This is a genomic window from Bacillus sp. CIS52 (assembly GCF_053545315.1).
This window is the reverse complement of the sequence record NZ_JBIUFR010000001.1, coordinates 1,880,931-1,901,483: the sequence shown is the minus strand read 5'-3', so window position 1 is coordinate 1,901,483 and position 20,553 is coordinate 1,880,931. Positions and strand designations below refer to the sequence as shown.

Here is a 20,553-nt window from a genome sequence, read left to right as displayed (position 1 = left end):
GATTGATCCTTTCTTTACCGGACTGTACGCCGTCCGTTTAATTTCTCTGCCAGAATCGCGCCGATGTCGGCAAGCGGTCCCGGCTGGCACATATCCTTATGGCGGCAGTCTAAATCATACCGCTCGATTTTTCCCGTAATATACGGTTTCCAAGTATCCGGCTCAATCGGGTCAAACCACTCCGGAATAATCGCGGATCTGAAGAACAGTACATCTCCGTGGAACGGCTTCGGCTTGTACTTCCCTAACAGCCCGACAGAATTGACGTACGTGTCTTTCAGGTTCATCATCACCGACTCGTCCAGACTGGCTAATGCGCTTCCCTCACGGCGGAGAATGGTCAGCGCGGTGTCAAAATCAAGCGGCTGATCCCCGAGGCTGTCCGGATCGTACCCTCCCAGGGCAAGCAGCGCAATGACGGCCTCCTCGTCATCAGGCGCATTTTTTATCGGCAGAAAATGATTCGGGTACGCGTCAAGCATCACCAAAAGCGAAACCTCTTCGCCCCGGCTCTGTAATTGTGTCGCCATGGCCTGAATGACATTTCCCCCGAGAGACCAGCCGAGCAGACGGTACGGCCCTTTCGGCTGCACGGTGCGGATCTTTTCAATATAATCCGCCGCCATGTCATCAAGGCTTTCGGGAAGCGGTTCTTTTTTTCCGATGCCTCTCGCCTGTAAACCGTATATCGGATAATCGGCTTCTAAAGAAGACATCAGCCCGGCATAACACCAGCTGAGACCGCCGGCAGGATGGACACAAAACAGCGGTGTTTCTTCTCCGGCTGTTCTGAGCGGCAGAAGCACATCAAGCGCGCTTGTCCCTGTGCCCGTCTCAAGCCTTTCAGCAAGACTTGCCACCGTAGGAGCTTCGAATAATGTTCCGATACTGAGCTCGGCTCCCATCGCTTCCCGAATACGGCTCATTAAATGGACCGCAAGCAAAGAATGGCCGCCTAAATCAAAGAATCTGTCTTCAATACCGACACGCGGCAGGTGCAGCACCTCTGCGAACAGCTCACACAGCATTTCTTCCTGAGGTGTTCTCGGTCCCCGGCCGGAGACCTCCATTTGGAAGTCAGGCGCAGGGAGCGCTTTTCGGTCAAGCTTTCCATTCGGTGTCAGCGGCAGTTCATCCATTTGGACAAAAGCAGACGGAACCATATAATCCGGCAGGCTTTCTCCGGCAAACCGGCGAATCTCTCCCCTATCTAAGCTGCTGCTGTCAGAGCGGACAAGGTAAGCGGCGATCCGTTTGTCTCCCGGCCGGTCTTCACGGACGACTGCAGCCGCGTCCTCAACTCCCGGATGTTTGACGAGAACGGCCTCGATTTCTCCCAGTTCAATCCGGAATCCGCGGATTTTTATCTGGTGATCCGCTCTTCCCATATAATCAAGAGAACCGTCCATCCGCAGGCGGGCTAAGTCCCCCGTCCGGTACATTCTCGTTCCCGGCGGGCCGTACGGATCAGCCACAAAGCGTTCCGCGGTCAGGCTTTTCCGCCCTAAGTAACCGCGTGCCACACCTTCCCCTGCAACATACATTTCGCCTGTGATGCCCGGAGGCACAGGCTCAAGCCGGTCATCAAGCACATATACGTTCAGATCAGGAATGCCGCAGCCGATGAGGCTGTTTGCCTTCAGTTCCGCAATGTTTTTGTCTAATTCAAGATAACTGACGTGCACCGTCGTTTCCGTAATGCCGTACATATTTATGAGCACCGGCTTATCATCCGGATGGCGGCTGTACCAATCTTCAAGCCGGCCCAGCTCAAGCGCCTCGCCGCCGAAGATGATATATCTGAGTGCGAGCTGCCGCCCCAGTTCTTCGTTTTCTTTTTCCGCATGCATCAGCTGGTAAAACGCTGACGGCGTTTGGTTAAGCACGGTCACCCGCTCTTTCACAAGAAGATCCAGAAACGCTTCCGGCGATCTGCTGATGTCATGCGGCACGACGACGAGACGTCCGCCATGAAGCAAAGGCCCCCACATTTCCCAGACAGAGAAATCGAATGCGTAAGAGTGAAACATCGTCCATACATCATCAGAATTAAAGCGGTACCAGTGCTGTGTCGAATCAAACAGCCGGATGACATTGCTGTGCGGGATGATGACTCCTTTCGGCACACCGGTCGATCCCGACGTGTAAATGACGTAAGCCGGATGAAGCGGTGACAGCGGACAACTCCTGTCTGCGTCAGTCGGATTCGTGACGGCATATTGCTCAAGTGTTTCTTTTTTCTGCGGGTCATCCAAAATGAAGGACGGCATACCGCTTTCGGCAGGAAACTTACTTGCGCCTTCACGATTGGTAAGCATAAATACAGGCTTGGCATCCTGTAACATAAAAGCGATGCGGTCCGACGGATAATCGGGATCAAGCGGCAAATACGCAGCTCCCGTTTTCAGGACGGCTAACAGCCCGACAATCGTATCTAAAGAGCGCGGCAGGGCCAGCGCGACAAACTGCTCCGGGCCGACGCCGCGGGCGATCATCAAATGTGCGAGCTGATTGGCTTTTTGATTCAGCTCTTTATAAGTGAGCCGGCTCTCTTTATATACGGCCGCCGTTTCATCCGGTTTTTCGGCGGCCTGTCTTTCAAACAGTTCAGGCAATGTCTTTCGAGGCTGAGTGTGCTGTTTATTCCGTTTAACCGGCAATAGCTTTCGGCGCTCTTCATCAGAAAGAATCGTTAAGCTTCCGATCGGCTTTTCCGGATGCGATACAGCATCTTCGAGCAGAAGAACCAGACGTCCCGCAAGTGCTTCAGCCGTTTCTTTTTTAAATAGGTCCGTGCTGAATTCCAAAAGACCTTCAATACCGGCAGGCGTCCCGTCGTCATGGCGCTGTTCAGCCAATTCCAGCGTCAAATCAAATTTGGACGCTCCGACGCTGCTGAGTTGCAGGCTTGTTTCCATGTCCGGAAGGCTGAGTACAGGATCAGGCGTATTTTGGAATGCGAGCATCACTTGGAACAGCGGATGTCTTGACCGGGAACGAACCGGATTCAATTCCTCCACGAGACGTTCAAACGGCACGTCCTGATGTTCATATGCGGCGAGATTTATCGTCCGGACCCTTTCAAGAAGCTCACAAAAGCTTGGATCTCCTGAGGTGTCGGTTCTCAGCACGAGAGTATTAATGAACATGCCCACAAGGTCGCCCAATGCGTCATCACTGCGGCCGGCTATCGGACTGCCGATCGGAATATCGGTTCCGGCCCCGAGCCGGGTCAGCAGTGCGGAAAGCCCTGATTGAAGCACCATAAACAGGCTTACGCGCTGATTTCTGGCAAGTGAGAGAAGACGGGTATGAAGCTCTTGGCCGATTTTGACCGGAATGACGCCGCCTCTGTAGCTTGATTCGGCGGGTCGCGGAAAATCAGACGGCAGCTCCAGCTGATCCGGTACATTTTCAAGTGTTTTCTTCCAGAAATTCAACTGGCGCGCTATTAAGCTCTCAGAATCAGATACGCTTCCTAAAAGCTGCTGCTGCCAAAGCGCATAATCAGCATATTGAACCGATAGCGGCGGCCATTCTGCTTTTTTGCCTGTTTGGCGGGCGATATAGGCTGCGGATAAGTCACGCATGAGCGGATTCAAGGACCAGCCGTCACCTGCGATGTGATGCAGGAGAACCATCAGCGCATATTCACCGTCACCAAGATCAAACAGCTCAGCCCGTACGGCCGGCTCTTTTGCGAGATCAAACCGGTAGCGTGCCGCAGCGGCAAGCATGTCTTGAAGCTCGTTTTCGTCTGCATGTGTCACTGTAAACACGGGACAGGCTTCTTCAGCAGGCAAAATGAGCTGATGAGACGAGCCCTTATTTTCCGGAAAAACGGTGCGCAGGCTTTCATGGCGGCTGACAACATCGTAAAAGGCGTGTTTCAGCGCTGTTTTGTTAAGCTTTCCTGACATACGGACAATCACCGGAATGTTGTAAGTCGGGCTCGGACCTTCAAGGCAGTAGAGAAACCACAGACGCAGCTGCGCGAATGACAGCGGGATATGCTGCGGCCGGGCAAACGGCTTAAGCTGTGGGCGCGCATTCTTTGCAGTGTCCAGCTGTGCGGCGAGCCCGGCAACCGTCGGTGTATCAAACAGACGGCCGATGCCTAGCTCTGCGCCCATCGTCTCCCGGATCCGGCTCATCAGGCGTCCCGCTAAGAGTGAATGGCCGCCCAGTTCAAAGAATCCGTCATCAATTCCGACCCGTGCAAGACCGAGAACCTCGGCAAACAGCTCGCATAATATTTCTTCCTGCGGCGTCCGCGGCCCTCTGTCACTCAGGACAGCGGAAAAATCAGGGGCAGGCAGAGCATTGCGATCGAGCTTCTTATTCGGTGTCAGCGGCAGTTCCTCCACCTGTACAAATGCGCCCGGCACCATATAATCCGGCAGGCTTTCGCCCATATATGCACGAAGGCCGCCGATATCAAGGGGGTGATCCGCGACAGCATAAGCCGCCAGCCGCTTGCCTCCCGGCTGATCTTCACGGACAATGACAGCGGCCTGCAAAATACCCGGATAGTTCGACAGCACCGTCTCAATTTCCCCTAATTCTATCCTGAATCCGCGGATTTTAATTTGATGATCGGATCTGCTGATATAATCAAGTGAACCGTCCTCACGCCAGCGCACGAGATCGCCCGTCCGGTACATTCTCGCACCTGCGGGGCCGTACGGGTCGGCAATGAATCTTTCCGCTGTTAAATCAGGCCTGTTAAAATAGCCTCTGGCAAGCCCCTCGCCCGCGATATAAAGCTCACCCGCAACTCCCGGCGGGACGGGCTGCAATGCGGCATCCAGCACATATACCCGCGTGTTCCAAATCGGCTTTCCGATCGGGGGCGCCCCTGTATAGTCTTTTGCAAGCGGCTGTGCGGCCGACCAGATTGTTGTTTCAGTCGGCCCGTACAGATTCGTCACCGTACAGCCTAATTCAAGCAGGGCATGCATTAACGCTTTCGGGAGCGCCTCACCTCCGACAAGCACCTGCAGCGACCGAAGTGAATCCGGTTCATTTGTGACTAATGAATGCCATAATGTCGGTGTTGCCTGCATGATTGAAATACCGTATGAGTGAATCATGTGCGCAAGCGCCTGCGGCTCCTGAATCGTCTCTTTTCGGGCGATGACGCACCCTGCCCCGCTGATGAGCGGAAGGAAGAGCTCAAGTCCTGAAATATCAAACGCCGCAGTCGTAACGGCGAGCAGGCGGTCTTGTCCGCCAAGCGGAAACATTTCCCGCATGGATAAGAGAAAATTGCTTACGCTTTTTAATGTGACGACAACGCCTTTCGGTCTGCCCGTTGAGCCCGAAGTATAAATGATATAAGCAGGGTTTAAAGGTGAACATTCCGCCTGAGCAGGACCGTCAGCATTTTGACCGGCAATGATTTTTACCGTATCCGGGTCATCAAGAATAATCCTTTTTGCATTGCTGTCTTCCGGCATGCGGCCCGATAATTCCATCGTTGTAATCAGACATGCAGGCTGTGCATCTTTGAGCATGTATGTGATCCGCTCAGAAGGAAAATCAGGATCAAGCGGCAGGTACGCGGCTCCCGTTTTCAAAACAGCCAGCATGCTCACGGCCAAATCCTGTGACCGCGGAAGCAGTAAAGCGGCAAATTGTTCCGGCCCGAGCCCTTTTTGCTTTAACATGCCGGCAAGCTGGTTTGCGCGCTTGTTCAATTCGGCATAGGTGAGCTCTTCGTTTTCCGTGATGATTGCCGGGCGGTGCGGTGTTTTTACGGTCTGGTCGTAAAACAGCTCCGGGAGACTTTTCTGCTTTTCAGGTTTGCACGTGTCATTCCAGCTTTTCAGCACGCGGAGACGTTCGCTTTCAAGCAGAAGATTGAGTGTGCCGATTTTTTGTGTCTGGTCTTTCACAGCTGATTCCAGCAGCAGCAGGAAGCGTTTTTGATGGTTTTCAATATCTTCGGCGCTGTACACTTCCGGATTCGCATCAAAGTCCACACGCAATCCGCTGCCGTCGGCTCTGTCGTAAACGTTAATTGACAAATCATCAACGGGCCCTGCTGATAAGTTATGAACGGTTCCCCGCGATCCGGCGAAATCAAGCGCGTAATCAAACGGCATCACATTGACTTGCGGTCCGAACAGCCTGCGGTTTTCTCCTAATAATTTAAGATCGCGGCGCAGGTCTTCATGGCGATATTTCTGATGACGCCGGATGCTTTGGATTTCTTTTGCCACTTGGCTGACCGCCTCGTGAAAACTCATATCCGGGCGGAGAGCAAGCCGCAAAGGCAGCAGATTCATCACCATACTCGGAATATTCAGTGAAATCGAGCCGATCCGTCCCATCATCGGCAAACCGAGCACGATGTCCCCGGCGCTTGTCATCCGATGAACATATACAGCTACCGCAGCCGTGACCGCCTCATGCCAGTTCGGAATCGATTTCACATGCTGTACAGCCGTTTCAGAAAGATAAGCCGTGCTCCTGTGAAAGCTTGTTGACATTCTCGGCGCTCTTTCCGCCAAGCTGACGACATCAGGTTCATCGGCAAATTTCTCCATCCAAAATTCCTGATCTTTCAGGAATTGATCAGACGCGCGGTACTCTTGATCTTCTTTTACCAGATCCTCCAAAGAACCGAAGGAGCGCCCGTTATCCGGACGTCCCTCCCGCATTGCAGTGTACATTTGCGCCGTACGCCGTGCCAGCAGTGAAAAACCGTAGCCGTCTATCGCGATGTGGTGAATGCGCTGATACCAGAAAAAACGTTCCGGTCCGGCTTGGAATACAATGTCGCGGTACAAGTGCCCGGCCGCCATATCAACGGGCTCAGCCAAATCAGTCTGCATGATTCTGAGTGCGGCCTGCTTCGGATCAGCCGCTGCGCTCACATCTATGACATCAATCGCGGCCTCACAAGAAGGAGCGATCGTCTGTCTCGGTCCGTCTGTTCCCTCTGTGAAGCGGGCGTGTAATGATGCGGCTTCGGTCAGCACACGTTCAAGAGCCGTTTTAAATATGTTCACATCGAGCGCGCCATTTATCTCAACATACTCGCCTGTATTGTAAATCGGATTATCAGGATCAAGCTGCTGCGCAAACCAGATACCGGCCTGTGCGCCTGTCAGAGGCAGCTGTTGTGTATCATGCATTCTATTTTCTCTCCCTTATAAATAATCTGCATTCGGCAAGACTTTTTGAGATCGGGAAGAAAGCAGTCTCCACCACTCTTCAAGCGTCGGATTCTCCGCCAGTTCCACAAACGTCACTTCAGCTCCGTCACGGCGCCATTGTTCGACAAGGCTCATGATTCTGACGGAGTCAAGGCCCCTGTCCAGCAGGTCTTCCTGATCCGGAATATCGGACGGGGATTCTTGAAGAATCGCCGCAATTTGCTCCCGAACCCGTTCTTTTGTCAATGCGGCGGGAGTCTTCTCTTTTCCGTCAGAAACCGGCGAGCCGCCCAGCACTTCCAGCACTTCGTTTGTCAAAGCTGTGTAAGCGCAGCGCTGGGACGCATATTCGATGGCCATCTTATGTTTTTCTGAAGAAAAGTCAGCTACGGCGTCTCCGATAAAGAAGCTTTGAATATCATCCATAAAAGCTTCACAGGCTGTGACGAGGCAGCCGATGTGTGCGTAAATTCCCGTAATAATGAGCTGATCTCTGCCCTTTTCACGCATGATATCAAGGAGATTCGTCCGTTTAAACGCGCTGTATCTCCACTTTGTGAGGACAATGTCCTGATCTTCGGGGGCAAGCTCCGGAATGACCTTTTCTTCATAAGGACCGCTTTTAAGTCCCGGCCCCCAAAAATCCGTCAGCAGGGCGCGGTCTGCCGGGTCTTGGCTGCCCGGCTGCGCGGTGTACACCACCGGAATGCCGAGCGCTTTGCATTGCTCTTTTATTTTCTTGATATTCTGAGCCGCCTCCGTGATCGGAGCCTTCCCTTTCTCAAAAGCATCGACGAAATAATTCTGCATGTCATGGATTAAAAGCACCGCGCGTTTCGGGTTCAGCGTCCATGATACTTTATTTTCAGGCATATCTGACGCTGTCGGCAGCGCATATGCGGGAATAGCCGGTATAGCCAATATAAACACTTCCTTTTTATGATTGTTTGATTTCAGCAGGCTTCAATTTTTGGGCGATCGTTTCGCGAAGGTCCTTTTTGCTGACCTTGCCGACGCCGGTTTTTGGGAAAGAAGCGATAAATTCAACCCGGTCGGGAATTTTATATGCCGCCAGCCCTCGCTCCCGTAAAAACGCTTTCAGCTCTCCCGGTTTCGGCGCTTCTCCTTTCGGAATGACGAACACACAGGACCGCTCTCCGAGAAAATCATCCGGCATTGAAACCATGGCCGCATCATGAACGGCAGGATGAGCCAGAAGGTGATTTTCCACCTCTTCAGCGGCAATCTTTTCGCCGCCCCGGTTGATTTGATCTTTCGCGCGTCCTTCGACGACGATATAACCGTCCGCCGTCAGTTTGACGAGATCGCCGGTCTGATAAAAGCCGTCATCTGTGAATGATCTTTTATTATGTTCAGGCGCTTTATAATATCCGCGGATCGTGTAAGGGCCGCGTGTAAACAAATGTCCGGTTTCCCCGGGAGCCACGTCCCGTCCGTCATCATCTAAAACCCGCACTTCATCAAATGGTGACATCGGTCTGCCTTGCGTATTGACAATGATCTCCTCGGGATCATCCAGTCTCGTATAATTCACCAATCCTTCCGCCATTCCGAAAACCTGCTGAAGAGTGCATCCGAAAGCGCTTTTCACACGGCGGGCCGCTTCAGCGCTGAATTTGGCGCCTCCAACCTGAAGCACTTGAAGACTTGATAAATCATCACGTCGCGAAGCGGATGCTTCCATCCACACCATCGCAAGCGGCGGGACGAGCGCTGTAATCGTGACACGCTCTTTTTCAATTAACGGGAAGCAGTCATCCGGACTCGGCGCGGGTGACAGAACAACCCGGCCCCCGGCATATAAAGTTCCCAGCACACCGGGTGAGCTGAGCGGATAATTATGCGCTGTCGGCAAAGCGGCTAAATAAACGCTGTGATGATCCAAGCCGCATATTTCCGCACTGAGGCGCAGACTGTATATGTAATCATCGTGTGTCCTCGGAATCAGCTTGGACAGCCCCGTACTGCCTCCTGAAAGCTGTAAAAAGGCGACTTCCGCCGGGCTGACGTCTTCCAGCTGGACGGGCTCTCTATGCAGGCTGCTCAGTTCCTGAAATTCCTCAGCGTCGCCGGCCACAATGACATGCGCCAAAGCCGGAAGTTTGTCTTTCACCTGTCTGGCAAGCGTTCTGTAATCAAAGCCTGAATGCGTATCAGGAATGATGTATGCTTTCGCCTCCGCAAACTCGCAGAAATACGTAATCTCACTGCTTCTGTGAGAAGACAGCGCGAAGACGGGCAGCGCCCCGAGCCGGAACAGCGCAAAAATCACTTCAAAAAACTCAGCGATATTCGGCAGCTGAACGACAACGCGGTCTTCCTTTTGAATTCCGAGCTTGTGCAGTCCCGCAGCCAAACGGTCAGCCCTTTCATCCAATTCTTTGTAGGTCCAATGTACACCTTTACACGTCACGGCAGTTTGATCTCCGTATAAAGCCGCGCGCTCTTTCAGCATCCCTCCGAATGTTTCACCCTTCCAGCAGCCGTCTTTGCGGTATTTGTCAGCCCATTCTTCCGGCCATGGCGTAAATCCAGTCAGCACGATCCGTTTCCTCCTTTTTTACATCTCATCTTGATAAAGCCCCATCGCCCGGAGCATGGTGCGGAATTTCGCAGATGTCTCGTCCAGTTCGTCCTGCGGCTTTGATCCGGCGACAATCCCGGCACCCGCAAAGAGCCGTAGAGACCTTGTTTCCGCTTCGGCGCAGCGGAGTGCGATAATCCATTCTCCGTCACCTTCAGCATCACACCAGCCCGCCATTCCCGTGTAGAAATTGCGGTCAAACGGCTCAATATTTTGAATCGCTTCTCTCGCCGCATCCGTCGGCGTTCCGCATACAGCGGGCGTCGGATGAAGAGCGATGGCCAGCTCAAGCGATGTCGTTGACGGATCACTAAGCTCTCCCTTCACCTCGGTGGACAAGTGCCACATCGCCTCAGTTTTAATGAGTGACGGTTTTTCCGGCACATCAAGCAAACGGCAGAATGGTTTAAGTGCGGCGGCAACTGCGGCCACGACTACGGCATGTTCATGCAGGTCTTTAGCTGATTGCAGAAGTTCCTCCGCTCTTCTCTGATCCTCAGCGGGATCTGTGCTTCGCGGTCTGGAACCTGCCAGCGGATTGGACAAAATGGATGTTCCGTTTTTCGACAGAAGCAGTTCAGGACTCGCGCCGAAAAGCGTTTTTCTTGTTTCTGACGTCCCCGTCACATCTGCAGCGAATGTATAGCCGCGCGGGTTGTGCTGCGCCAAATGCTTGACGGCCTGGGGAATGTCGATATCTCTTTCAGCGGTCAGATGCAGCGTCCTTGACAGTACAATCTTGCTGAGCGGACCGTCCGTAATGTTTAAAACGCCTTGTTCCACACCGCTCATAAAGTCCTCAGGGTCAGGAACGGGCCGGATGTCATATGTATTCGCTTGGGGTTTTTCTGCGGAAGCTTCCGTAAACGAAAGCGGCCCTGCCGTTAGGACGGCTTTCGGTACAAAAAGCCGCGAAGCTTTTCTCCCGTCAAACGGAATGGCGCCGGCCACAATCGGATGTTTGATGCCGGCTTGCTTTGCCTCAAGAAGCGTCTGTCTCACACGTTCAGGCAGTGAGTCCAGCTGATTCTCCGCGTCTGCATCCGGCACTTTTGCAAACATACCTTCTGCAAGGAGCGTACTTTTCGGGGAAGCTAAAAAGAACGCTCTGGGCTTGTAAGCGTCCAGCACCTCTTTTGCAGACACTTCCGTCAATAAATGTTGATTTGTCATGATTTTATTGTCCCTCCTTCTCGTTACATCAAATGCCTAAAGTAGCGCCGCCATCCACGCATAAATCATGCATCGTGATATGGCTTGCCTGTTCAGAGGCCAGAAACAAAACGGCATTTGCAATATCAGAAGGCTTTGCCAGCTTTTGAAGCGGAATTCCCGTTTTATATGTATCAAGCGAACCTCTGATAACGTCCTGTGCTCCGTTTTCATCCCGCCACAGCGCACGCTGCATGTCGGTTTCCGTTGAGCCGGGAGATACGATGTTGCAGCGGATATGATAGGCCGCAAGCTCCAGCCCGAGGCATTTCGTAAACATGACGGCTGCCGCTTTCGACGCCGCATAAGCCGCCATGGAAGCACGCGGAACTCCGGCTGCATTTGAACCGACCGTTACGATGGCGCCTTTTTTCCGCTCCATCATGTATCGGCTGACAGCCCGTGACACATGAAATACACCGGTCGTATTAACTGAAAATGTTTGATCCCACTCTTCATCACTGAGGGAATGCACCGGCCCTGGCCGCAGCACGCCCGCAACGTTCGCCAATATTTCAATAGGACCCATGTCGTGTTCAACGGCGGCGATGATATCATTGACAGCCGCACTGTCTGATACATCTGCTGCGAAAGCCTGTGCCTGCACGCCTTTTTCCCTGAGTCTGTCAGTAAGCCCCCGAAGCAGGCCTTCGTTCTTATCTATAGCAGCCACATTTACGCCTTGTTCAGCAAGGGCGAGCGCTGTTGCTTCTCCGATGCCTTGAGCGGCGCCGGTGACAACCGCCGTTTTCCCTCTCATTCCCAATGCGTCCATATTATCATTCCCTTTCTATATTGATAATGATTATCATTATCAATTATGATTCAAGACAATCATATCCAAATCAAAACACTCCGTCAATTAGAAAATTAGAATCAGCCGCATTTAGTTCGAAGGGCCTGTTTTTTCTCAGGCAGGAGAATACGGGGTATGCGGCCCTCCCGGATTCAGGCAGAAACGCAGGGCCCTGCTGATTAAAACGGGCAGGACAGAGATATGGCCCTCTCCTTCAAACTCGCGGTATTCAGCGCGGACTCCGCCACCTTCAAACTCAGATAGTACAGAATACAGCGCCTCTGCGTGCTGCGGAATTTTGCTTTTATGTGTCTTTTCAATTTCTCCCGCTGCCAGCAGTACGCTGACTTGAAGATTGTCCTCAGAGAGCAGGTCTGACAAACGCTCCGCTTCTTCCTGAATGAAACGTTTGTTCCAGTGAATTGACGGACTCCCGGCAACATAGGTCTGGAACATGTCCGGTCTCGTCAAAAGCACTTGCAGCACAAAAAGACCGCCCAGTGAATGGCCGAAAATCGTCTGCCTGTCTCTGTCGATCGGATAATCCCGCTCCACCGCGGGCTTTACTGCTTCTTCTATAAATGCCAGAAACGCTTCCGCTCCTCCCTGTTCAGGCCACGCCGCGCCGCGCGGATGCACCGGCAGTTCTGATTCAGAGAGCGGCATCGTAAAATCACTGTGGCGTTCGGCGGAAAACGGCTGATCAGTCGGGTAGCCGATTCCGACAATCACCGCCGGGACAACGCCTGTTTTTTCCGGCCGGCGGCTTTGCATCCGCAACGCTTCGGCCATTGTACCGAACACGGAATTCGCATCAAGCAGATAGATGACGGGAAAGCCGGATGGAGGCGGTTGTTCCTGAGGAAAAGAGACGAAGATACGATACGTACGGCCTCCTTTTGAACGCATTTCTCTTACTTCTGTACCCGGAATCGCGTATCGTCCGGCCTGCGCGAGACCCTGCTTTGTTTGTTTTCCGTCCATTATGAGTTCATCCCCTCTATGACATTCGCTCCGCTTATTGATAATGATTTTCAATATCAAAAGACACTTCAAATAATAGGTTTTTTGCCAAACAAAGTCAATGGATTTTGGATATAAAAAAAGCACCTTATTTCAATAAGGTACCTAAGAACTATATGATGATATGTGTTTAATCCCATGTAAAGCGCTGATTTTTCCATGGATCTCCCCTCATATGGTAGCCGTTTTTCTCCCAAAAGCCGGGGTGGTTTTCCTTTGTGAACTGAATGCCGCGCAGCCATTTGGCGCTTTTCCAAAAATAAAGATGGGGGAAAACGCCTCTGAGCGGATAGCCGTGTTCGGGCGTTAACGGCTCGCCGTTATGCGCATATGCCAGCAGGGATGTCTCCCGCGTAAAATCAGAAAGCGGCAGATTGGCCGTCCAGCCCTCTTCAGCGTGCAAAATGACGAAACCGGCTTCTTTGTGCACACCCGCTTTCTCAGCGATGTCTTTCGCGCGTATGCCCTGCCAGACGTTATCAAGACGGGACCAGCCCGTAACGCAATGAATATCATTTTTCAATTCGGCTTTCGGAAAGGCTTTAATATCGTCAAAGCTTAACAGCATAGGACGATCGACAAGCCCGTACACCTGCAGGTTCCATTTTGACATATCTTCATAATAAGGAACATTTCCGGCGTGAAGCACGGGAAACTTCGTTGTGACATTTTGGTTTGGCGGAATCCGATCCGACTGTCCTGTTTGTTTCGTTTTCCCGAAAAACATAGGGCTCCCTCCTTTTAGTAAACCTATATAAAATTCGTGTTGACAATTAATTATCCTTCGATTACGCTAATCTGGTACAAGTGTAAGGGGGAAAAACAAATGAAACAACGCAACCTTCGCGCGGGCGATATGGCGCTTATCGGCATGTTTGCCGCACTGATGGCCATCGGCGCCAACATTACATCAATGGCTCCCTTTTTGCAAGTTGCGGGAATTCCGCTCTCGCTGCAGCCTTTCTTTTGCCTGTTAGCCGCGATGCTTCTCGGCGCAAGACGGGCCGCCATTGCAATGACGGTATACGCATTGGCCGGACTCGCGGGGGCTCCCATCTTCGCCCAATTCTCAGCAGGCTTTGCACCGTTTATCGGAAAGAGCGGGGGATTTATTCTCGCTTACATCCCGGCGGCATTTGCAGCAGGCTGGCTGCTGGAAAAGACAAAAGAACCCGGCCGTCTGCATTATGCATGGGCCTCTTTGATCGGTACCGCGGTCATTTATCTCATTGGCACGACCTATACGTATATTGCGCTGAAATTATGGCTTCATGCTCCAATCAGCTACGGAATGGCTTGGTTTTATATGATTTGGTTTTTCATAAAAGATATCATTTTAGCATTGTTATTGGCATCTGTCGCGCCTGCCGTTTACAGGTCCATTCATAAAGCGACGGGCTTCAATCGAAATCCGGCGTAAGTTTTTTCAAGCATTCAAAAAGGCTCCCCTTTCCGGGAGCCTTTTTTTACAGGACAACTGCGGCAATCCAGCCGAATATGACAAGCGGAATGTTATAGAAAATAAATGTCGGGACGCACGTATCCCAAATGTGGTGGTGCTGTCCGTCGGCGCTGAGGCCTGACGTCGGTCCGAGCGTACTGTCACTTGCAGGAGAACCCGCATCACCGACCGCGGCGGCCGCTCCGATTATCGCGATCGTCGCCATCGGGCTGAATCCGAGCTGAGCGCACAGCGGAACAAATATAGTCGTAATGACCGGTACGGTTGCAAATGACGATCCGATTCCCATCGTGATTAATAAACCGACGATCAGCATCAGGAGCGCGCCTAACGATTGGCTGTGGCCGATCAAGCCTGTTGATGCTTTGACCAAGGAAGCTACATCGCCCGTTTTGTTCAATACATTTGAAAAACCGGCCGCAACGAGCATAACAAAACCGATAAAGGCCATCAGAATCATGCCGTCTGTGATCAGCTTATCCGCTTCATTGCGCTTCATGACTCCGCTGATAAACAGCGTAAACAAGCCGGCGAGCGCGCCCATGATCATGCCTTCCACTCCGAGCACCTGTGACAGGTAGAGCTGAACGGCAAGCGACACGGCAATGGAGAACAGGGCGATCGCAATGCTTTTTTTCGTATAAGGAGAAGACGATAATCCGGCAATCTCCTTCGTCTCATATTTCTTCGGTTTGCGGAAGACGATGACGGATAAAATTAAACCGACTACCATCCCCGCCGTCGGGATGATTAAAGCATACGGGATATCACTGAGCGGCACCTTTAAACCGGCTGATGCCATATTATCTCTCAGCATCCCCTGGAAAATCTGTCCGAATCCGATCGGCAGAACAATGTACGGCGCAGTCAGTCCGAATGTCATCACACACGCGACCAGCCTGCGGTCCATTTCAAGTTCGTTAAATATTTTTAAAAGCGGCGGAATTAATACCGGAATAAACGCAATGTGAACGGGCACCACGTTTTGCGAGAAACAGGATATGATTAAAATAATCAGTACGATCAACACTTTAGACAGTGCTTTTTTCCGCGAATCTTCCTTTTTACCGATTAGTTTGACAGACGCTTCGACCATTGCATCGGGAAGCCCCGTCTTTGTCAGCGCTGCGGCAAATGCTCCGAGCAGCGCGTAGCTGACCGCGACGGTTGCATTTCCGCCGAGACCGTCCGTAAAAGCCTTCACCGTCTCTCCGAGGCCTAAGCCCCCTGTCAGTCCGCCGGCAAGCGCTCCGATCATTAAAGCTATAATAATATTGACACGCAGCAGGCTTAAGACGAGCATAAGCAATACTGCGACAACAACAGCATTCATTGATGAGTCCCTCCAAAAATCCTTTAGTTTGCTAATGTAGTAGATAATTAAAGTTAACATACATTCTGCGCTTTAGTCAACTAAAGATTTTGGAAATCAAAAAACCCGCTGCATCAAGGCAGCGGGTGCTGTTATCTTTCAGGCGTAAACCGCTCAGTCAAAACGGCCAGCGTCCTTGCCATGACGCCTGTTGCGCCGGCAGGGCCGAAGCATGTCGCTTTATTCGCCGTCGCGGTTCCCGCAATGTCGAGATGAACCCACGGGGTGTTTTCCGCGAATTCACCAATGAATGTGCCCGCCATAATCGCGTGGCCTTCTCTACCCGGAGAATTGTTCAAATCAGCCATCTGACTGTTTCTCACGCGTTTTTTATCTTTTTCTGTAATCGGAAGCTGCCAGATCGGCTCTCCGGATTCCTTCGCCGATTCTGCCACCTGCTTATAAAATCCGGCGTGATTGGTCATGGCGCCCGTCATTTCGTTTCCTAAGGCGACAATGACACCGCCCGTTAACGTTGCGACGTCTACGAGGACAGAAGCTCCGTGCTGCTTGGCATATGTGATGCCGTCGGCAAGCACGAGGCGGCCTTCCGCATCGGTGTTCAGAATTTCAATGGTTTTTCCGCTGAGCGAGACGATGACGTCATCCGGCTTCATGGCATCAGACGAGATCATGTTGTCCGTAGACGGAATGACGGCTAGCACATTTTGTTCAGGCCGCAGTTCGCCGATAATTTCCATTGCGCCCAATACCGAAGCGGCCCCTCCCATATCGCTTTTCATGCCGACGATGCCGGTTTTCGGCTTAATCGAATATCCGCCGGTATCAAAGGTAATGCCTTTTCCGACCAGGCCGATGACGTCTTCCCAATGATCTTTGCCCTGATACTTCAGAACGATCATTTTCGGCGGTTCGGATGAGCCTTTGTTAACGGCTAGCAGCCCGCCCATTCCGAGCTCTTCCATTTCTTCTTTTTCTAAAATTTCACACTCAAAATCATATTTTGCCGCAAGCTCAGCGGCATATGACGCCAAATCGGTGGCCGTCAGCATATTTCCCGGCATGTTCACAAGCGTGCGGGCTGAGTTCGTCCCTTGGCCGTATGCCGCGCCGACGTTCAGGCCGGCCTGCACTTCCCTCAAGTCTTCTTCGGTCACGGCGCAGACGGAAGTCAGTTCCTGATCCGGCTCATTCGATTTATGTTTATAATCCTGCACCTCATAAACCGCAAGCAGACAGCTTTCCGAAAGCGCATGAGCGGCATCGGCGGCAGGCACTTCACCGGAGACGAACGTATCAAGCAGAACGGATACTTCTTGTTTTTTATCTTGGTGAATCTGCTGAAACACGCGTGCGAAGCATTCTTTCGCATCTTCAAACGAATAATCCGCTTCCCTTCCCAAGCCGATAAAGTAAATACGTTTCATACCCGTCGCAGCCGGAGGGTATACTTTTGATACACGATTGCGTTTGGCAGACACATCACCGTCCTTTAACAGCTGTGTCAAATGTCCGTCCAGTTTATCATCCAATTCCTTCGTAAATCCGCTCAGCATGCTTTTTTGAAAAAGACCGATGACAAGGGTTTCAGGATGCCGCAATTGATCAGATGCATAAAACATGAGTACACACTCCTTATGTGGGTATTTGTTATGTAAAGTGGTATAATGAAAAAACATTTTTCCATTGATTTTATTTTACCAAACTAAGGGCGTTTTCTGCAGTTTTTCGATATGATCGGACTTTCGCAGATACAGAAAGGATGTCGCATATGGATGTATTTATGAATTTTCCTTTACTGGCGAGTTTTGCTGCCATTATTTTTGCCCAAGTTGTAAAAGTGCCTATTCAATTTATCGTATCCAAAAAACTTGACTGGTCTCTTGTGACGAGCACCGGCGGCATGCCGAGCTCCCATTCCGCCGCCGTCACCGCGCTGTCAACCGGAGTCGCTTTGGAACAGGGACTGGACTCGCCTCTGTTTGCAGTCGCCGCGATTTTCGCCGTCATTACGATGTTTGACGCTACCGGTGTCAGGCGGCATGCGGGTGAACAGGCGACGGTCATTAATAAACTGGTCATCGACTTTAATCGGTTTGTCAGCGAAGCGAAGGACTTTCAGAAAGCGGAAGAGAAAGAAAAACAGAAGAAACTGAAAGAACTGCTCGGCCATCAGCCGATCGAAGTGTTCTTCGGCGGCGTCACCGGCATTGTACTGACACTGATTTTAAATTATTTCTTTATGTAAAAAACGCTTCAGCGGATGCTGAAGCGTTTTTATTCTTTTACCGTTTTGTATTGATTTCTGAAGACTTGAAGTGACTTTGTTTCGTTCAGCTTTACAAGTTCGTCCTCGGTCACTTTGCCGTTCCCTTTTTTGACAATGTAGACATCAAGTGTTTTTTTGCCCCAGTTGTTATAGACGTCCTTTACGGTGTCAAAGTAGAGATCCAGACGGCTGCCTTTAATTTTCGAACCGGTATCGGCGACAACCCCGTATCCGTAATTCGGTATAAACAGAATCGTCCCGATCGGGAAAACAGACGGATCAGCAGCCACAGTTGAATATAAATCGCGTTTGACCTTCACGCCTGAATATGTAATTCCATACTGCGGATGGCCCGGAGATTTCCCCGTAGATTCCGCTCCTGCGGTATAACCGGTGGCCGTCACCTTTTTTGACGGATAGCGTTCCCAGTCAAAAGCTTCTTCCAGCGGTTTTACCTTGCCTGATGCCTGCTTTTCCGGCTGATTCTGTAAGGATTGAAACGGAGTGCCGATGTTTTTCATAACGGCGCCTCGATGTTCCGTCATCCAATTTGTCAGATCCTTTGCTTCAACACCCGTTATGGAAAAGTATGTCGCATGGCATGCGCCCAAAAAAAGCGCAATCATGAATACGCGTCTGATTATCGTCAATCTGAAATCACTCTCCTCCGAGTCAGTGTTCCCAACCCGGTGAGGTGCTATACAAAAAGCGCCGAGGCACAAAAAAAGCTTTCTTTGAATAAGAAAGCGGCTTAAAACATTTGATATCCTCTTTTTCTCAGCGCCTTTATGGCAATGCCTGACATGATTGCTCCCGCCAGTCCGCCTGCCAAAATCACGACATCCGCAACCGCTAATGACATGATCCGCTGAAACAGGCTTTGAAATGATTCCCCCGGCGCCTGCACGTAACTGATCATCTTTTTATTACTGATAATGAAAAGGCATACAATCGGATAGACAACAGCCATAATCCACGACATTCTCAGCAGCATGTTCAACAGAAAGCCAATGCCGAAAAACAGTACGAAAAATAGTACGATTGAGATCAGAACCACCGGCAAACTAATCACAAACATCCACCCCCTACAGCACTTTCAGTGTACCTCGGGGGCGGTAAAAAAGTCAACGTATGGAAAATTCAGCGTCTCTCTTTGCCGCTTCCCTGGCAGGAGGGACATGTTTCGGAGCCGCCAAGAAGCAATTGAAAATACCCTTTACCTGAGCAGAACGGACACGCCGCCGTGCTTTTTGCTGTCGTTTTCATGCGGATCACCCTTTTTCTCAATTTTCTGATAATATATCATATTTACTTGTCAAGCACCAAGTCAGAATATGTAACGAATCATTTCATGTAAGCGGAAACATTCATTTTTTTCTCTTACATGCTTTATATAACGCTCTTTTTTGAAAGAAGAAAAAACCCGCTCCTGCGGGTTTTTCAGAAGAATTTAAACTTCCCTTTTTTCAGTGTCAGGCCGAGTCCGCCGATCATAAATAACGAACGGTTGTCAATGACCTTTTTCATAAAGGACGCCGGCGTGCCTTTGAGCTTCCTGCCGTATACGACACCGACCGCGTTATGCTCACCGAGGGAAGCGACGGTTCCTTTAATGTCCGGCTTGAACTCTTCAAGCTGGCCTCCTTTAATCAGACGGCCCAGGTTTTTGGCCACGGTTTCTCCTTGCTGCATCGCGATCTGAGCAGTCGGCGGGTACGGCCGTTCCGTCTCTTCATTAATAAAGAGCGAGCTGTCGCCGAGAATAAAAACGTTATCATGGCCGGGCGCCCGAAGATCGGGATTGACTTTGACGCGGCCGCGCATATTTTCAAAACCTGCTTCCTCCACGATCGGATGTCCGCGTACGCCTGCGGCCCAGACAACGGTCTGCGATTTGATTTCTTCAGGCTCTTCATCCTTCTTGCCGACTGTGACACCGTCCGCGCGGCATTCTTGAACCGCCGTGCCGATTTTAAACTCAACACCCTTGCTCTCAAGGTATTGAACGGCGTAATCGACAAGCTCCGGGTCAAATCCCGGCAGAACCGTCGGAGCGGCTTCGACGCAGACGATCCGGACGAGACTTTCATCTATATCATAATTTCTGCATAACTCCGGCTTGCGGTTCGCAAGTTCGCCGAGAAATTCAATTCCCGTAAAGCCCGCTCCGCCGACGACGATGGTTAAGCGGTCGGGGCGTTTTTCGGCCTCCGTATTGTATGTCGCAAATTGGAGCTCAATATGCTCTTTCAGCTGACGTGACGTATTAATATTAGCGATCGGAAAGGCGAACTCTTTTAAGCCTTTAATCCCGAATGTTTCAGGGACGGCGCCCAGCCCGATAACGAGATAATCATAAGGGATGTCCCCTTGTGAAAGCGTCACCTTTTTATTTTGCACATCTATTGCTTTTACGGTATCCTGCACAAATTTGACCCGTGAATCATTAATTACATCTTTCACTTGATATCTGCAGCGGTCATGGTGGAGCGTTCCTGCGCTCGCTTCATGCATCCATGTCGTTTCATAATGATAATTGTGTTTATTGACCAAAGTGATTTCGGCGTCATTTGCCCCGATATGCTTCGGAAGCCTTGTTACTGTCATTAATCCACCATAACCTGCACCTAAAACCACGATTTTGGGTTTATTCAATGCCATCACATCCACCTTCTTTTTTTTGCTGTTAG

Annotated in this window: 15 protein-coding genes; 2 read left to right on the top strand and 13 right to left on the bottom strand. The window is 51.1% G+C overall.

Translation table 11 applies throughout. From position 1 onward, the window contains the following. Positions 1 to 14 precede the first annotated feature (14 nt). From ACH32G_RS09290 to ACH32G_RS09260, 7 genes are all read right to left on the bottom strand, one after another. Entirely contained in the window at positions 15 to 7,142 is a 7,128-nt protein-coding gene (locus tag ACH32G_RS09290) for an amino acid adenylation domain-containing protein (RefSeq protein WP_448814243.1), read from the bottom strand. Between the two features lie 15 nt (positions 7,143 to 7,157). Then, complete coding sequence (locus tag ACH32G_RS09285) at positions 7,158 to 8,084, bottom strand: isochorismatase (RefSeq protein ID WP_016938095.1); 927 nt, start codon at positions 8,082 to 8,084, stop codon at positions 7,158 to 7,160. A 16-nt stretch (positions 8,085 to 8,100) separates the two neighbouring features. Beyond that, on the bottom strand, positions 8,101 to 9,726 hold the full coding sequence (locus ACH32G_RS09280; protein WP_448814242.1) for a (2,3-dihydroxybenzoyl)adenylate synthase: 1,626 nt from the start codon (positions 9,724 to 9,726) through the stop codon (positions 8,101 to 8,103). Positions 9,727 to 9,744: 18 nt separating this feature from the next. Then, the gene (gene dhbC / locus ACH32G_RS09275) at positions 9,745 to 10,941 is read right to left on the bottom strand and encodes an isochorismate synthase DhbC (RefSeq protein WP_448814241.1); all 1,197 of its coding nucleotides are present in this window, start codon (positions 10,939 to 10,941) and stop codon (positions 9,745 to 9,747) included. Between the two features lie 28 nt (positions 10,942 to 10,969). Further along, positions 10,970 to 11,755, bottom strand: coding sequence for a 2,3-dihydro-2,3-dihydroxybenzoate dehydrogenase (locus tag ACH32G_RS09270; RefSeq protein WP_016938092.1), 786 nt, complete (start codon positions 11,753 to 11,755; stop codon positions 10,970 to 10,972). A gap of 135 nt (positions 11,756 to 11,890) precedes the next feature. Then, complete coding sequence (locus tag ACH32G_RS09265; RefSeq protein WP_448814240.1) at positions 11,891 to 12,760, bottom strand: alpha/beta hydrolase; 870 nt, start codon at positions 12,758 to 12,760, stop codon at positions 11,891 to 11,893. A 169-nt stretch (positions 12,761 to 12,929) separates the two neighbouring features. Further along, a complete protein-coding gene (locus tag ACH32G_RS09260; protein WP_045926060.1) occupies positions 12,930 to 13,526 on the bottom strand; it encodes a sulfite oxidase-like oxidoreductase in 597 nt (198 codons plus the stop codon). Between the two features lie 99 nt (positions 13,527 to 13,625). Here ACH32G_RS09260 and ACH32G_RS09255 point away from each other — a divergent pair, with 99 nt between their 5' ends. Further along, entirely contained in the window at positions 13,626 to 14,219 is a 594-nt protein-coding gene (locus tag ACH32G_RS09255) for a biotin transporter BioY (protein WP_016938089.1), read from the top strand. A gap of 46 nt (positions 14,220 to 14,265) precedes the next feature. On the opposite strand, the gene ACH32G_RS09250 is transcribed toward ACH32G_RS09255, so the two are convergent. Together ACH32G_RS09250 and ACH32G_RS09245 are read right to left on the bottom strand one after the other, a co-directional pair. Then, positions 14,266 to 15,594, bottom strand: coding sequence for a Na+/H+ antiporter NhaC family protein (locus ACH32G_RS09250; protein WP_448814239.1), 1,329 nt, complete (start codon positions 15,592 to 15,594; stop codon positions 14,266 to 14,268). A gap of 131 nt (positions 15,595 to 15,725) precedes the next feature. Beyond that, positions 15,726 to 17,216 carry a leucyl aminopeptidase gene (locus ACH32G_RS09245; RefSeq protein ID WP_099744201.1) on the bottom strand — a complete coding sequence of 497 codons (1,491 nt, stop codon included), beginning with the start codon at positions 17,214 to 17,216 and terminating at the stop codon, positions 15,726 to 15,728. A 149-nt stretch (positions 17,217 to 17,365) separates the two neighbouring features. Here ACH32G_RS09245 and ACH32G_RS09240 point away from each other — a divergent pair, with 149 nt between their 5' ends. Next, on the top strand, positions 17,366 to 17,842 hold the full coding sequence (locus tag ACH32G_RS09240; RefSeq protein ID WP_016938086.1) for a divergent PAP2 family protein: 477 nt from the start codon (positions 17,366 to 17,368) through the stop codon (positions 17,840 to 17,842). 29 nt (positions 17,843 to 17,871) lie between these two features. Here ACH32G_RS09240 and ACH32G_RS09235 read toward each other — a convergent pair whose 3' ends face one another. The 4 genes from ACH32G_RS09235 to ACH32G_RS09220 form a co-directional block, all read right to left on the bottom strand. After that, entirely contained in the window at positions 17,872 to 18,513 is a 642-nt protein-coding gene (locus tag ACH32G_RS09235; protein ID WP_047476953.1) for a 3D domain-containing protein, read from the bottom strand. A 101-nt stretch (positions 18,514 to 18,614) separates the two neighbouring features. Further along, the gene (locus tag ACH32G_RS09230; RefSeq protein ID WP_003151989.1) at positions 18,615 to 18,935 is read right to left on the bottom strand and encodes a YuiB family protein; all 321 of its coding nucleotides are present in this window, start codon (positions 18,933 to 18,935) and stop codon (positions 18,615 to 18,617) included. Between the two features lie 68 nt (positions 18,936 to 19,003). Beyond that, positions 19,004 to 19,129, bottom strand: coding sequence for a YuiA family protein (locus ACH32G_RS09225; protein ID WP_007408708.1), 126 nt, complete (start codon positions 19,127 to 19,129; stop codon positions 19,004 to 19,006). Positions 19,130 to 19,303: 174 nt separating this feature from the next. Beyond that, positions 19,304 to 20,524, bottom strand: a complete 1,221-nt coding sequence (locus tag ACH32G_RS09220) for an NAD(P)/FAD-dependent oxidoreductase (RefSeq protein ID WP_047476951.1) — start codon at positions 20,522 to 20,524, stop codon at positions 19,304 to 19,306. Positions 20,525 to 20,553 lie beyond the last annotated feature (29 nt).